The sequence below is a fragment of the Luteimicrobium sp. NPDC057192 genome, assembly GCF_042670205.1.
Taxonomy (GTDB): domain Bacteria; phylum Actinomycetota; class Actinomycetes; order Actinomycetales; family Cellulomonadaceae; genus Luteimicrobium.
This window is the reverse complement of sequence record NZ_JBHUWD010000034.1, coordinates 45,436-60,102: the sequence shown is the minus strand read 5'-3', so window position 1 is coordinate 60,102 and position 14,667 is coordinate 45,436. Positions and strand designations below refer to the sequence as shown.

14 protein-coding genes are annotated in these 14,667 nt (G+C 72.4%); 7 read left to right on the top strand and 7 right to left on the bottom strand.

The window, feature by feature from the left end:
- The 5 genes from ACFT5B_RS15490 to ACFT5B_RS15470 all read left to right on the top strand — a co-directional run.
- Positions 1-480: hypothetical protein (locus ACFT5B_RS15490; protein WP_386799800.1), on the top strand; the 480-nt coding region annotated here is incomplete at its 5' end.
- Positions 477-887: a hypothetical protein gene (locus ACFT5B_RS15485; RefSeq protein WP_386799798.1), complete on the top strand. Its 411-nt coding sequence runs from the start codon at positions 477-479 to the stop codon at positions 885-887. The genes ACFT5B_RS15490 and ACFT5B_RS15485, both read left to right, overlap by 4 nt.
- Positions 884-2,026 (top strand): SseB family protein, encoded by a 1,143-nt coding sequence (locus tag ACFT5B_RS15480; RefSeq protein WP_386799796.1) that lies wholly within the window; start codon positions 884-886, stop codon positions 2,024-2,026. The genes ACFT5B_RS15485 and ACFT5B_RS15480 overlap by 4 nt, the downstream gene beginning before the upstream one ends.
- A gap of 17 nt (positions 2,027-2,043) precedes the next feature.
- A complete protein-coding gene (locus ACFT5B_RS15475) occupies positions 2,044-2,511 on the top strand; it encodes a PPOX class F420-dependent oxidoreductase (RefSeq protein WP_386799794.1) in 468 nt (155 codons plus the stop codon).
- A 31-nt stretch (positions 2,512-2,542) separates the two neighbouring features.
- Positions 2,543-2,854, top strand: a complete 312-nt coding sequence (locus ACFT5B_RS15470; RefSeq protein WP_386799792.1) for a hypothetical protein — start codon at positions 2,543-2,545, stop codon at positions 2,852-2,854.
- Positions 2,855-2,904: 50 nt separating this feature from the next.
- On the opposite strand, the gene ACFT5B_RS15465 is transcribed toward ACFT5B_RS15470, so the two are convergent.
- From ACFT5B_RS15465 to ACFT5B_RS15455, 3 genes are all read right to left on the bottom strand, one after another.
- Positions 2,905-3,951: an Rv2578c family radical SAM protein gene (locus ACFT5B_RS15465; protein ID WP_386799791.1), complete on the bottom strand. Its 1,047-nt coding sequence runs from the start codon at positions 3,949-3,951 to the stop codon at positions 2,905-2,907.
- Between the two features lie 58 nt (positions 3,952-4,009).
- Entirely contained in the window at positions 4,010-5,413 is a 1,404-nt protein-coding gene (gene hisS / locus ACFT5B_RS15460) for a histidine--tRNA ligase (RefSeq protein ID WP_386799789.1), read from the bottom strand.
- 73 nt (positions 5,414-5,486) lie between these two features.
- On the bottom strand, positions 5,487-6,194 hold the full coding sequence (locus tag ACFT5B_RS15455) for an MBL fold metallo-hydrolase (RefSeq protein ID WP_386799787.1): 708 nt from the start codon (positions 6,192-6,194) through the stop codon (positions 5,487-5,489).
- A gap of 220 nt (positions 6,195-6,414) precedes the next feature.
- On the opposite strand from ACFT5B_RS15455, the gene ACFT5B_RS15450 reads away from it, so the two are divergent.
- Together ACFT5B_RS15450 and ACFT5B_RS15445 are read left to right on the top strand one after the other, a co-directional pair.
- On the top strand, positions 6,415-7,842 hold the full coding sequence (locus tag ACFT5B_RS15450) for a DUF349 domain-containing protein (protein WP_386799785.1): 1,428 nt from the start codon (positions 6,415-6,417) through the stop codon (positions 7,840-7,842).
- A 110-nt stretch (positions 7,843-7,952) separates the two neighbouring features.
- Positions 7,953-8,543, top strand: coding sequence for a hypothetical protein (locus ACFT5B_RS15445; protein WP_386799784.1), 591 nt, complete (start codon positions 7,953-7,955; stop codon positions 8,541-8,543).
- Here the strand turns inward: ACFT5B_RS15445 and ACFT5B_RS15440 are convergent.
- From ACFT5B_RS15440 to secD, 4 genes are all read right to left on the bottom strand, one after another.
- Positions 8,500-10,812: a RelA/SpoT family protein gene (locus ACFT5B_RS15440; RefSeq protein WP_386799782.1), complete on the bottom strand. Its 2,313-nt coding sequence runs from the start codon at positions 10,810-10,812 to the stop codon at positions 8,500-8,502. The two genes, ACFT5B_RS15445 and ACFT5B_RS15440, sit on opposite strands and share 44 nt — an antisense overlap.
- An 80-nt stretch (positions 10,813-10,892) precedes the next feature.
- Positions 10,893-11,441, bottom strand: coding sequence for an adenine phosphoribosyltransferase (locus ACFT5B_RS15435; protein WP_386799780.1), 549 nt, complete (start codon positions 11,439-11,441; stop codon positions 10,893-10,895).
- Positions 11,438-12,526, bottom strand: a complete 1,089-nt coding sequence (gene secF, locus ACFT5B_RS15430) for a protein translocase subunit SecF (RefSeq protein WP_386799778.1) — start codon at positions 12,524-12,526, stop codon at positions 11,438-11,440. Before secF ends, ACFT5B_RS15435 begins: the two co-directional genes overlap by 4 nt.
- A complete protein-coding gene (gene secD / locus ACFT5B_RS15425; protein ID WP_386799775.1) occupies positions 12,526-14,580 on the bottom strand; it encodes a protein translocase subunit SecD in 2,055 nt (684 codons plus the stop codon). Before secD ends, secF begins: the two co-directional genes overlap by 1 nt.
- Positions 14,581-14,667 lie beyond the last annotated feature (87 nt).

Here is a 14,667-nt window from a genome sequence, read left to right as displayed (position 1 = left end):
GACCTGCGCCCCGGGGACCTGCTCACCACCCATGACGGCACCGTGGTCCTGGACGGCGTCCGGACCGAGACCGTCGACGAGACCGACGCGGTCACGGTCTACAACATCCACGTCCACACCCACCACACGTACTACGTCCTGGCAGGCGACGTCCCCGTCCTCGTCCACAACGCCGCCGGCCACGGTGGGATACCCGACGCCGAGCGTGTGGAGGACGCCGTCGACATCGCGGCGGGTCACGCTGGGAGCAAGCACGCCGGCGACTTCCCGGGCATGTCCGTGGACGACCTCGGCCGTCACACGGAAGATGTCATGACGGATCCCGCCCGGACGAAGGACCTAGCACGGCTGCGGAAGGCCTACCAGGGCAAGGACGGCTCGACGATCGTCGTCCACGATCCGCAGCATCCCGACGGAGGCACCGTCTTCCGCCGAGACCCGACAAGAATCGACGACTACTGGGAGAACGACCTCGAATGAGCAGCGAACCGCGCCGCCCCAGCACGGTCCTCGAACCTGCCGAGACCGAGCTGCTCCGACGCGCGCTGGGCGAGTGGGGCGGCCCGGCCCGCGCGAGCGACGACCTCGCGCGGGCGATGGGCTTCGCCGACGTGACCGCGATGGACCTCGAGCTGCCCGAGCTGCGGCGTGCGCTTCGGCAGGATGCGCCGCTCAGTGCGCGCGACTGGGCGCGAGCCCTCGTCGCGACGGAGTTCGTGTTCGTCTCGGACCTCTACGGCTCGGGCACGGACTGGCGGACGACGACGGGCCGCGACGACGACGAGACGATCAACGCCTTGCGCGTGATCCAGCGCAAGCTCGGACCGATCGTCCAGCCTCACTACGGCGGCCACGCCCTGCACCGCGCAGACGAAGGGTCACGATGACCGACCAGCCGACCACTCCCGGACCGTCCTCCGCCCTGGACGCCGCGCTCGTCTCGGGCGACCGCGGCGCCGTCGGGCGCGCGCTGCGCGAGGGGCCCGTGATCGTGCCGCACCTGACGCGCGACGACGGCACCCCGCAGGTGCGTGTGTTTCCTGCGCCGGAGGGCTCGGCGGCACCGTACGAGGTGTGCGTGTTCTCGTCGGCGGCATCGCTCGCGGCCTTCCTCGGGGACGACCCGGGACGCGACTTCAGCCTGCGGCGCCGCGACTCGCTCGCGCCGTTCCTCCGTCGGCACGGTGCTGCGCTGGAGCGCGTCGTCGTCGACCCCGCCGGGCCCGACCCCATGGCCTTCGCCGTGCCCGAGCTGCTCGCCGCGCTCGAGACCGCGCCTGTCGCCGACGACCCCACGGGTTTCTTCGACGAGACGGGCGCGGGCATCAGCCCCGAGGGCCGCGAGGCGCTCGCCACGACCACGGAACCGGGCGGCTCCCGCGGCATCGGGATCGAGCTCCACCTGCCCGACCACTGGGTGCTCCTCGACCTCGACGACGCGGAGGCACGGGATCAGGAGATCCGGGACGTCGTCAAGCGGCAGACGGCGTCTCTCGGCGACCGGGGCGCGTCGCTGCGTCGCGACCTGCGCGACAAGATGATCGAGGCCGCGACGAAGGCCGCGTCCGCAGGCGGCCAGGTGATGGCGTACCTCGTCCTGCCGGGGCCGAACGCCGCGCTGGCGCTCAACCTCACCCTGTACTGGCACGACCTCGGCCCCGAGACCGACGGCGTCCCTCACCTCCGGCGCCTGCAGGACCGTCTCGGGAGCCGGCTCGGCGCCGAGGACGCCCTCACGCGGACCGAGACGCTCTCCGGACCGTTCCTGCGCCACGTGCGCGTCGGGCGCGGCGCGGAGGAACTGGGTGCTCAGGACGTCCCGCTGCTCCTCGTCGACTACTGGGCGGAGGCGCCCGGACGGCAGTCCGTCGCGCGGCTCGCCTTCTCGACGCCGCACGTCGAGATCCGCGAGCAGATGCTCACCTTGACCGACAAGGTCCTCTTCGCGACCGAGTGGCTCATGAGCCTGCCCGGCGACGAGGACACGAGCCCGGAGGCGGACGAGGGCGCGGCTGCCCTGAACTAGGCGCGAGACTGGTCCCTATGCCACGCACGATCGCCACGAACACGTCCGTGGACCGCGACGAGCTGCTCGCGTTCCTCCGCCCCCGGCACCACGCCGTCCTGATCACGACCCGCGCGAACGGCCTCCCCCAGGCGAGCCCCGTCACCTGCGGGGTCGACGAGGATGGCCGTGTCGTCATCTCGACCTACCCCGACCGCGCCAAGGCGGCGAACCTCCGCCGCAATCCGGCCGCGACGCTGTGCGTCCTCAGCGACGACTTCGGGGGCGCGTGGGTCCAGGTCGACGGGACGGCCGAGGTCGTCGACCTGCCCGACTCGGTCGAGCCGCTCGTCGACTACTACCGCTCGATCTCCGGCGAGCACCCCGACTGGGACGAGTACCGCGAGGCGATGGTCGCACAGGGCAAGTCCCTCATCCGCGTGACGATCACCGGCTGGGGACCGATCGCGACCGGAGGGTTTCCGGCGCGCCTCGCGGACGGCTGATGCCGAGCCCGCGCAGCACGAGGCTCCGACCATGCCGGTGACGTTGTGCGTCCTCCTGTGGGAGACCGAAGGTAACGGCGACCTCCTCGTGGAGTATGAGGACGCGGTCCTCGCGCTCGTGCCGGAGCACGGCGGCGAGGTGCACGAGCGCGTGCGTCGGACCGCGGCGCCGGACGAGCCTCGCGGGCAGGACCCGCTCGAGGTCCAGGTGATCGGCCTGCCCGACGACGCCGCGCTCGCCTCGTACCTGGCGGACCCACGGCGCGTGGCCCTCGCGGACGTCCGCGACCGTGCCGTGGCGCGCACGGAGATCGTGCGCGTCGACCGGGTCGCACGCGGCTGACCGCCCCGGCACCTCCGGGAGCCAGCCGGCACCCCGTCGCATGCCGCGCCTCAGAACAACGCGGGTTGTGCGAGTGCCCGCTCCGGGGGCGCAGTCTCGCCGACGTCGTGGGCGGCCGCCGCCCGCACGCCCCACCGCTGGTCCTGGTCCCAGGTTCCCTCGAGGCGGTGACGGCGCAGGAGCGGGCGGACCCGGTCCGCGAGCCAGCGCTGGTAGTCCCGCGACGCGTACGCGCGGTCTCCGTAGACGCGCCGGTAGCCGGCGACGAGCTCGGGCCGGCATTCGGCGAGCCATTGCAGGTACCACTCCCGCGCGCCCGACCGCAGGTGCAGCGCGAACACGGTGGCACGCTCGGCGCCCGCGTCGGCGATCTCGCCGAGGATCGCGTCCAGGTGCTCGGTGGAGTCCGTCAGCCACGGCAGCACGGGCGCCACCATGACGTGGCACGACAGGCCCGCGTCACGCACCGCCCGCACGAGGTCGAGCCGGGCCCGTGGCGTCGGCGCCCCGGGCTCGACGGACTTGTGGAGCGCGTCGTCGAGCGTCGTGAGAGACACCCCGACGCTCACCGGGACGTGCTCGGCCGCCGCCTGGAGCGCGGCGATGTCGCGCCGCAGGAGCGTGCCCTTGGTGAGGATCGAGAACGGCGTCCCGGAGGACGCGAGCGCGTCGATCACCCCGGGCATGAACCGGTAGCGCCCCTCGGCACGCTGGTACGGGTCGGTGTTGGTGCCGAGCGCGACGTGCTCGCGCTTCCACGACGGCCGTGCGAGCTCGGCGCGCAACACGTCCACGAGATTGACCTTCACCACGAGCTGCGAGTCGAAGTCCTCCCCCGTGTTCAGGTCGAGGTACCGATGCGTTGCCCGAGCAAAGCAAAAACGACACTGGTGGCCACAGCCACGCACCGGGTTGATCGTCCACCGGAACGGCACGTGCGACGCGGCCGGGACGTGCGAGAGCGCACTCTTGCACAGCACCTCATGGAACGCCGTCCCCGCGAACTCCGGCGTCCGGACCGTGCGCACGAAGCCCGCGCGCTGCAGCCCGGGCAACGCGCCATCGTCGACGCCGAGCGCCTGACCGTCCCATCGCATGACTCGATTCGAACATGTGTTCGAACGAGGGTCAAGCGCTCGACGCTGCCCCGGCGGGTCAGTCCTGCTGCTCCCCCGCGACGACGGTCGCCCACCGGTCGGCGGCCGGCGGCTCCCAGGTCGCCGGCTCCGCCTCGACCTGCTCGCCGGACCGGATGTCCTTGACCTGGTGCGTGGTCGCGGTGCCGTCCGCCGTGACGCCGGCGGGGAACCACACGAACGGGATCCCCCGGCGGTCCGCGAACCGGATCTGCTTGCCGAACTTTGCGGCCGTCGGGGCGACGTCCGTCGGGATCCCCCGGGCGCGCAGCGCGGCCGCGACCCGGTCCGAGTCGCCGCGCGTGGCCTCGTCGGTCACCGCGACCAGGACGGCGGCCGGGACGGCCCGCGTCGCCCGCACGAGCCCCGCGGACAGCAGCCGCGACACGAGCCGCGAGACGCCGATCGAGAGCCCGACGCCCGGGTACGTGTTCGCACCGTCGGACGCGAGCGTGTCGTACCGGCCACCGGAGCAGATCGAGCCGAGGTGCTCGTGCCCGACGAGCACGGTCTCGTAGACCGAGCCCGTGTAGTAGTCGAGCCCGCGCGCGATCTTCAGGTCCGCGACGACGACGCCCGGCGCCCGCTCCGCCGCGGCGGAGATGAGCGCGCCCAGCTCCTCCAGACCGGTCTCGAGCAGCTCGGTCGACGCTCCGTGCGTCGCCGCCAGCGCGCGCACGCGCTCGACGACGCCTCCGTCCTCGCCGGAGATCGACGCCAGCTCGAGGCACGCCGCCGCCTGCTCGGGCGTCGCGCCCGACTCGGCGACGAGCAGCCGCGCGACCTCGTCGGGCCCGACCTTGTCGAGCTTGTCGATGCTGCGCAGCACCGCCTCGACGTCGTCGAGCCCGAGCCCACGGTAGAAGCCCTCGGCGACCTTGCGGTTGTTGACGAGGATCCGGACCGGCGGCACGCCGACCGACCGCAGCTCGCCGAGCGCCTCGGCCATGACGAGCGGCAGCTCGACCTCGTAGTGGTACGGCAGGTCGCCCGCTCCGACGACGTCGATGTCGGCCTGGACAAACTCCCGGAACCGGCCCTCCTGGGGACGCTCGCCGCGCCACACCTTCTGGATCTGGTAGCGCTTGAACGGGAACGCGAGGTGACCGGCGTTCTCGAGCACGTAGCGCGCGAACGGGACGGTGAGGTCGAAGTGGAGACCGAGCTGCTTCTCCGCACGGTCGCCGCGGGCCGCGCTCTCCGAGCCGTCGCCCTCCTCCTGCAGCCGGCGCAGGACGTAGACCTCCTTCGAGGTCTCGCCCTTGCGCAGCAGCTGGTCGAGCGGCTCGACGGCGCGCGTCTCGATGCCCGCGAACCCGTGGAGCTCGAACGTGCGCCGGAGCGAGTCGAGGACGTGCTGCTCGACGACGCGACCGTCCGGGAGCCACTCGGGGAAGCCGGAGAGAGGTGTGGGGCGTGCCATGTCCCGATCTTCCCAGATCCGGACCGGTCGACGGCGCCGCGCCCGGCTGACGGACCTCGCGTGGTGCCCGGCGTCAGCGCCGCGGCTGCAGGAACGGGTTGGTGCCGAGCTCCCGGGCGACCGTCGTGGCGGGCCCGTGGCCGGGCAGCACGGCCAGAGCGGGATCGAGACCCCCGACGACGTCGGCCAGCGTCCGCGCCATCGCCGCGGCGTCGCCGCCCGGCAGGTCCGTCCGCCCGACGCTGCCCGCGAACAGGACGTCACCGGTCAGCACGACGCCGTCCGTCAGGTACAGCGTCGACCCCGGTGTGTGCCCGGGCGCGTGCAGGGCGCGGATCCGCAGCCGCCCGTACTCCAGGACGGCCGCGCCGTCCGGTGTGGCGAAGGGTGCGACGTCGTCCGGCACGACGGCGGGCGCGACGCCGGACGCCTCGATCGCCGCTCGTAGGGCCGCACCGACCCCCGCCGACGCCGGGGTTCCACCGCTGAGCGCGTCGAGCACCGCACCGGGGTCCCCAGCCCACGCCGCATCCTCCTCGTGCACCACGAAGGGGACGCCCAGAGCCGCGCAGAGCCGCCCGGCGTCCCAGGTGTGGTCGGGGTGCCCGTGCGTCGCAAGCACGGCGTGGACGGTGAGGCCGCGCTCGGCCGCGTGCGCCACGACGGCCTCGGTCACCCCCGCGCCCGGGTCGACGACGACGGCGTGACCGGCCACCGCGAGGACGTGGCACGCCGCCCCGAACGCCGGGGAGAGGACGGTACGGGCGGTCGGATCAGGCATGCCGCCGAGACTAGTCGTGACCGGATCGTAATGACACGAACCGCCCCACGGCCCGAAATAGCCCGGGTCGAAGGTGTCACGGCTGCCTAGACTGGCAGACGACTACGCCTCAGCCCCTCGGGCCGGCGTCGTCGGGTCCCTGGTCCGGCACCGTCCGGACGGTCGTTGACGCGGGCCGGCTCCCCGCCGGACGCCACGTCACCATCGAAGGAGTTGAGTCGTGAGCGAGACGCCCCCGAGCACCCCGCCCGCACCGCGTCCCACGCCGCGCCCCGTGCCCCGCCCGGCACCACGGCCCGCGCCCCCGGCGGGCGCCGCCGCGCCGGCCCCCGCACCGGCCCCGACGACGCACGACGTCGCGCCCATCCCCGTCCCCGACGACGCCAAGGCCGTCGCCGAGGCGTCGACCTTCGGTCGCGTCGACGAGGAGGGCAACGTCTACGTCCGCGAGGCGTCCGGCGAGCGCGTCGTCGGCCAGTTCCCCGGTGTCCCGGACGAGCAGGCGCTGTCCCTCTACGTCCGCCGCTACCTCGACCTCCAGGCCAAGGTGGCGCTGTTCGAGGCCCGGCTCACCCAGACGGACCTGTCCGTCCGGGAGATCGACACGACGCTGACGCACCTGACCGAGGACCTCGCCGAGCCTGCCGCCGTCGGCGACCTCGACACGCTCCGCACGCGGCTCGAGTCCGCGCGCACCGCCGCGCAGGAGCAGCGCAACCGCATCGAGGCCGAGCGCGCGGCCGCCAAGGAACAGGCTCTGCAGGCCCGCACCCAGATCGTCGAGCGCGCCGAGGCGCTCGCCGCGACGGACCCGTCCCGCGTCCAGTGGAAGTCGGCCGGCGAGGAGCTCCGTTCCCTGCTCGACGAGTGGAAGAAGGCGCAGCACGACGGCCCGCGCCTCGACCGCCCGACCGAGGACTCCCTCTGGAAGCGGTTCAGCCACGCCCGCACGGCGTTCGACCGGGCGCGGCGGCACTTCTTCGCGGAGCTCGAGCAGCGCAACGCCGGGGCCCGCGCCGCGAAGGAGGCCATCGTCGTCGAGGCGGAGCAGCTCTCGGCCAGCACCGACTGGGGCGCCACCGCAGCCCAGTACCGGGACCTCATGACCCGGTGGAAGGCCGCCGGCCGCGCCAACCGCAAGGACGACGACGCCCTCTGGGCCCGCTTCCGTGCCGCCCAGGACCAGTTCTTCCACGCGCGCGACGAGGCGAACGCGGTCGTCGACGCGGAGTACGCGGCAAACCTCGAGGTCAAGGAGCAGATCCTCGCCGAGGCCGAGACTCTCGTCCCCGTCACCGACCTGGCACGGGCCAAGGCCGCGCTCCGGGACATCCAGGACCGCTGGGAGGCGGCGGGCAAGGTGCCGCGCGCCGACGTCCAGCGCGTCGAGGGCCGGCTCCGCGCCGTGGAGAACGCCGTCCGCGGCGCGGAGGACGCCGAGTGGCGCCGCTCCAACCCGGAGACCCGGGCGCGCGCGGAGGGTGCGCTGAGCCAGCTCGAGACGGCGATCGCGGGCCTCGAGTCCGAGCTCGCCGATGCCCAGGCCGCGGGTGACAACCGCAAGGCGTCCGAGCTCGAGGCCGCCCTCGACGCCCGCCGCGCATGGCTCGAGCAGGTCTCCCGCGCCGCCGAGGACGCGCGCGGCTGACGCACCAGCCCGACCAGGCCGTCTTCGTAGGCCGACGGGACGACGGCACGTCGTCCACAGCCTGAGCGCCGAGCGTGCGCGAACCACGCACGCTCGGCGAGGCTTGTCCCGTGCTGCCCGAGCTCCTCTCCCCCGCCGACGTCGGCGGCCTGGTTCCCTGGCGAGCGTTGTGCCGTGACGGCGCGCTCGTCCCCCTCTGGAACCTCGTCGCCCACCGCGCGACCGTGCCCGCCTCCCCGGAGCTGCGGGCGCGCGCGCTCGCGACGGTGCTCCGTGGTCACGTCGTCGTCGGCGGGACGTCGGCCGCCTGGGTGCACTGCGGCGGCCCGCCCCCGCGCCGCGTGACCGCCGTCCACCAGGCGCACGCCCACCGGCCGTGGCCCGATCCCGCCGTGCGCACCGTGCAGGCGTCGCTGCTCGCCGACGAGGTCGTCGACGTCGGCGGCGTGCGGGTCACCTCGGTCCGGCGGACCGGGCTGGACGTCGCCCGCGAGGACCCGTCGATCGCCCTGGCATGGCTGGCGCGTCTGACGCGCGCCGGGTTCGACGTGCGGTCGGCGCGGCTCGCGCTCGAGCGGCGTCCGCGCTGGCACGAGCGCAACCGGATCCGGGCCACGCTCGACGCGTTCGAGCGCGTGTACCCGCCGCGGGCCGACGTCAGACGGGCAGCTGCGGCGTCTGCTCTGCCCGGGCCCCGGTGATGCGGTAGACGTCGAAGACGCCGTCGACCTTACGGACCGCGGAGAGCACGGTCGCGAGGTGGGCGGGCTCCGCCATCTCGAAGACGAACCGCGACAACGCGACCCGGTCGTTCGACGTCGAGACCGTCGCCGACAGGATGTTCACGTGGTTGTCCGAGAGCACGCGCGTGACGTCGGACAGGAGACGCGACCGGTCGAGCGCCTCGACCTGGATCTGCACGAGGAACAGGGTGTTCGAACCGGTCGTCCACGACACGTCGACCATCCGCTCGGGCTGCGAGCGGAGGCTGCCGACGTTCGCGCAGTCGGTGCGGTGGACGCTCACGCCCTGGCCGCGGGTGATGAAGCCGACGATGTCGTCACCGGGGACGGGCGTGCAGCACTTCGCGAGCTTGACCCACACGTCCTCGACGCCCTTGACGATCACGCCCGGGTCACCGGTTCGCACGCGCCGGGCCGTGTGCCCGGGCAGAGCGACCTCCGCGACGTCCTCGGTGGTGCCGTCCTCGCCGCCGAGCGCGTGCACGAGCCGCTGCACGACGGTCGCGGCCGAGACCTGCCCCTCGCCGACGGCGGCGTAGAGCGCCGACACGTCGGGGTACCGCATCTCGGAGGCCAGCACGACGAGCGACTCGTGCGACAGGAGCCTCTGGATCGGAAGGTTCTGCTTGCGCATCGCCTTCGCGATCGCGTCCTTGCCGTGCTCGACGGCCTCCTCGCGGCGCTCCTTGGAGAACCACTGGCGGATCTTGTTGCGGGCACGCGGGCTCTTCACGAACGCGAGCCAGTCGCGGCTCGGGCCCGCGCCCTCGGCCTTCGAGGTGAGGACCTCGACGACGTCGCCGTTGTCGAGCTGGGAGTCGAGCGGGACGAGGCGCCCGTTGACGCGTGCGCCCATGGTCCGGTGCCCGACCTCGGTGTGCACGGAGTAGGCGAAGTCGACCGGCGTCGAACCGGACGGGAGCGCCTGGACCTCGCCCTTGGGCGTGAAGACGTAGACCTCGGACCCGGCGATCTCGAACCGGAGCGAGTCCAGGAACTCCGTGGGGTCCGCCGTCTCCTTCTGCCAGTCGACGAGCTGCCGGAGCCACTGCATCTCCGTGTTCTCGGAGGCGCCGCCGCCCGAGCCCTTGCCCATCTCCTTGTACTTCCAGTGCGCCGCGACGCCGTACTCGGCGCGACGGTGCATCTCGTGGGTCCGGATCTGGATCTCGACGGGCTTGCCGCCCGGGCCGATGACCGTCGTGTGGAGCGACTGGTACATGTTGAACTTCGGCATCGCGATGTAGTCCTTGAACCGGCCGGGGACCGGGTTCCACCGCGCGTGCAACGCACCGAGCGCCGCGTAGCAGTCGCGCACCGTCTCCACGAGGACGCGCGTGCCGACGAGGTCGTAGATGTCCGCGAAGTCGTGCCCGCGCACGATCATCTTCTGGTAGATCGAGTAGTAGTGCTTCGGCCGGCCGGTGACCGTGGCCTTGATCTTGGCGCTGCGCAGGTCGGACCCGATCTGCTCGCGGACCACGCCGAGATACTCCTCGCGCGCCGGGGCTCGCTCGGCCACGAGGTGCACGATCTCCTCGTAGACCTTCGGGTACAGCGTCGAGAACGAGAGGTCCTCGAGCTCCCACTTGATCGTGTTCATGCCCAGGCGGTGCGCCAGCGGGGCGTAGATCTCGAGGGTCTCGCGCGCCTTGCGCTCCGCCGACGACGACGGCACGAACTTCCACGTGCGCGCGTTGTGCAGGCGGTCGGCCAGCTTGATGACGAGGACCCGGATGTCGCGCGCCATCGCGACGATCATCTTGCGGACGGTCTCGGCCTGCGCGGCGTCGCCGTACGTCACCTTGTCGAGCTTCGTGACCCCGTCGACGAGCATCGCGATCTCGTCGCCGTAGTCCGCCCGGAGCTGGTCGAGCGAGTAGTCCGTGTCCTCGACCGTGTCGTGGAGGAGCGCAGCCGCGAGCGTCGACGGCGTCATGCCGAGCTCCGCGAGGATGGTCGCGACCGCGACGGGGTGCGTGATGTACGGGTCGCCGCTCTTGCGGAACTGACCGCGGTGGGCCTTCTCCGCCGTGACGTACGCCCGCTCGATCACGCCCACGTCGGCGCGCGGGTGGTTGGTGCGCACGGACTGCAGCAGGGGCTCGAGCGCTGGGACGCTACCGCCTCCGCGCGAGCCGAACCGGACCAGGCGCGACCGGACGCGGGCTCCCGCCGACTCCTCCGTCGTCTGCGCGCCGCGCGTCTCGGGGCTCGTGCTGCTCATGCGCGCCTCCCGTCCGCTCCGGAACCTCCCGGTCCGTCCCCCCGACCCCGCGTCGTGCGGGGCGGCAGGGTCCACCAATCCTACGACCCGGCGGTCAGCAGCGAGTCCACCACCAGGCCTGACAGCGCGTCACGACCACCCAGCCCGTCGAGCTCGAGCAGGAACGCGGCGCCGACGACGTCGCCCCCGCAGGCCTCTACGAGACGGACCGCCGCGGCGGCCGTCCCGCCCGTCGCGAGCACGTCGTCGACGATGAGAACACGCGAACCCGGGGTGACTGTTCCCGTCCGGACCTCGAGGGTCGCGGTCCCGTACTCGAGGTCGTAGGTCACCGACTCGACGGGTGGCGGAAGCTTGCCGGCCTTGCGCAGCGGGACGAAACCGACCCCCAGCCGGACAGCGAGGGCCGCGCCGAGCACGAAGCCACGCGCCTCCATCCCCGTCACGGTGTCGACCGGGCCGTGGTGGGCGACCAGGTCGGCCAGCGAGGCGACGGCCCCGTTGAACGCGGGGCCGTCCGCCAGGAGCGGCGTGATGTCACGGAACGTCACGCCGGGGGTCGGGTAGTCGGGCACGGCGCGCACGAGCGCGCCGAGCCCGTCCAGCTCCCCGGGGCCGGGCGTCGTCAACGCTTCCGCCGCGGCTGCGCCTTGATGCCCTGGTGCGCGCCCGGCTGGAGCTGCGCCGAACCGACGGTCGCGACGAGGTCGGGATCGTCGCCCTGCGCGGCAGCCTGGGCCCGCGCGGCCAGGATCTTGGCGGTGTTCGCCTTGATCGCGGGCTCACGCTCGCGCAGCGTGACCTCGAGCGGCGTCGCCAGGAAGATCGACGAGACCGTGCCGACGGCGATGCCGACGAACAGCGACAGGGCGATGTCGCGCAGCGTCCCGGCGCCGAGCAGGAAGCCACCGACGAAGAGGATGCCGCCGACCGGCAGCAGCGCCACGACACCGGTGTTGATCGACCGGACGAGCGTCTGGTTGACGGCGAGGTTCGCCCGCTCCGCGTACGTCGCGCGGGTCTGGTCGACGATGCCCGCGGTGTTCTCGCGGACCTTGTCGAAGACCACGACCTTGTCGTAGAGCGAGTAGCCGAGGATCGTCAGGAAGCCGATCACCGTGGACGGCGTGACCTCCCACCCGACGACGGCGTAGACGCCGGCCGAGATCACGAGGTCCGCCATGAGCGCGATGATCGCGGCGAGCGACATCCGCCAGTTGCGGAAGTAGATCGCCATGAACGCTGCCACGAGCAGGACGAACGCGATGACGCCCTGGATCGCCTTCTTGGAGACGTCCGAGCCCCAGGTCGGGCCGATGAACTCGGCGCCGACGTCCTTGGCGGGGTCGACGTCGAACGTCGTGGCGAGCTTCGTCTTGATCTCGTCCGTCTGGTCCTTGGACAGCGTCGAGGTGCGGATCTGCAGCGCGTTGCTGCCGACGTTGACGACCTCGGGCTGCTCGGACGGCGCGACGGACTGGACCGCGGTCACTGCCTTGTCCTGCGACGGGTCGGCGGCGTTCGTGACGGTGAACTCGGACCCGCCCTCGAAGTCGATGCCGAGGTTGAAGCCCTTGGTGCCGAGCACCAGGAGGGACAGCGCCACGAGGGCGCCGGTGATCCAGAACCACAGGGCGCGGCGCTGGACGATCTTGTACGAGCGTCGACCCGTGTACAGGTCGTTGCCCCACTGGGCCATGCTCCCCGCGGCCATCAGCGGTTCTCCTCGGTGGTCGAGTCCTGCGTGGGGGCGTCCGTGCCGGCCGCGGCCGCGCGCTCGGCGGCGCGTCGCTCGGCGATCGTCATGCGACGGCCGTCGGGCGTGGCCGCGGGGGCCGCGCTGCTCGCGGACCGCGTGCTGCGCTCGGGGCCGGCCGGCACGAGGGCGCCCTCGTCGGGCTCCTCCTCCACGTCCGCACCGGACTCGGGTGGCGGCGCCGTGGCCGCCGCCGCAGCGGCGGCGGTCTCGAACTTGCCGGCGCCCTTGTACCGCGCACCGCGCTGCACCTGGTACGTCTCGGGCGACAGGCCCGAGCCCTTGTGGCCGTCGCGGAAGTACGGCACGCGGGTGAGCAGCTCCATCATCGGGTGCGTGAACCAGAACACCACGATGACGTCGATGATCACCGTGAGCCCGAGGGTGAACGCGAAGCCCTGGACCCCACCGACCGCCAGGTAGTACAGCACCACGGCGGAGATCAGGTTGACGGTCTTCGCCGCCAGGACGGTGCGACGCGCGCGCTCCCAGCCACGCTCGACTGCGCCTACCAGGGGTCTGCCGTCACGCAGCTCGTCTCTGATGCGTTCGAAGTAGACGATGAACGAGTCGGCTGTGAAGCCGATCGCGACGATCAGACCAGCGACGCCGGGCAGCGAGAGCCGGTAGCCCATCCGCCACGACAGCAGCGTGATCACGCCGTAGGTCAGGACGCCGGCGACGACGAGGGACGCGATGGTCAGCAGCCCGAGCATGCGGTACTGGAACATCGAGTAGATGACGACGAGCACCATGCCGATGAGGCCGGCGAGCAGGCCCTTCTGGAGCTGCTCGGAGCCGAGCGTCGCGGAGATCTGCTCCTGGCTCTGCACCTCGAACGTCAGCGGCAGCGCGCCGAAGTTCAGCTGGTTCGCGAGGGTCGCCGCGCTCTGGCGCGTGAAGTTGCCGGAGATCTGAGACGAGTCGCCGGTGATGCCGGTGCTCGCGTACTGGGCGTCGACGCTCGGCGCCTCGATCACGAGACCGTCGAGGACCATGCCGAACTGGTTGCGCGGCGCCTGACCGGCCTGGTCGAGCTGGGCGAGACGCTTGGTCATCGCCGTCTGCTTCTTCGCGCCGTCGGACGTGAACTTGATGTTGACGACCCAGTTGTTGGTCGTGACGCCCTGCGACGTGGTCTCGAGACCCGAGGTCGCGCTCTTGATCTCGGTGCCCTCGATCTCGACCGGGCCGAGGATGTACTTGGCCGAGCCGTCCTGCGAGCAGGTCACGAGCGGCTTGTCGGGGTCGTCCCCGCCGCCGCCCTTGAGGTTCTTCTGGTCCGTGCAGTCGAGCTCGTCGTACTTCTTCTGGTCGGCGTCCGTGATCTGCGAGAGCGAGCTGAGACCGTCACCGCCGCTGAGCGAGTCCGAGCCGGAGCCGGAGTCCGACGTCGCCGTCGGGCTGGGGGTCGGCGTCGTGGCCGCGCCCACGACCTTCGCGCTGTTCTTCACGTACGTGGCGTTCCCGACGTGCGCCGTCGGGCCACCCTCGTAGGCCGAGTTCTTGTTCGTCGCGGTCGGCGTCGACTTCGGCGCGGACGTCGACGTGGGCGCCGGGGTGCTCGTCTCGGTGGGCGTCGTGGCCGCGGCGGTCTGCTGGGCGGCGGTGAGCGGGCTGCCGATCACGAGGACCGGGCGGATCCGCATCTGCGCGGACTTGCTCACGAGGTCGATCGTGTCCTGCGACGGGTTGCCCGGCATCGCGACGACGATCTGCTTGCTGCCCTGCTTGCTGATCTGCGCCTCGGACACGCCCGACGAGTCGACGCGCTGGCGGATCACGTCGATCGCCTGGTCGAGCGCCTCGGGCGTGACCTTCGAGCCGTCGGTCGTGGAGGCCTCGAGGGTGAGCTGCGTGCCGCCCTCGAGGTCGAGCGCCAGCTTGGGCGTCCACGACGCGTCCGAGACGGCCGCGCCGACGCCGATCGTGCCGAACAGCGCGGCGGTGAGGATCAGCAGGATCAGCAGGATGCGGCCCGGGTGGGACTTCGCGTGGTTGGTGGTGGCCAACGGTGTGTCTCTTCTCGTGCGCGCCGCCGGGGCGACGTCGATGGCGGGGAGTCGAGCGGGACGGCGCAGCCGCGCGGTCCGGTGGTG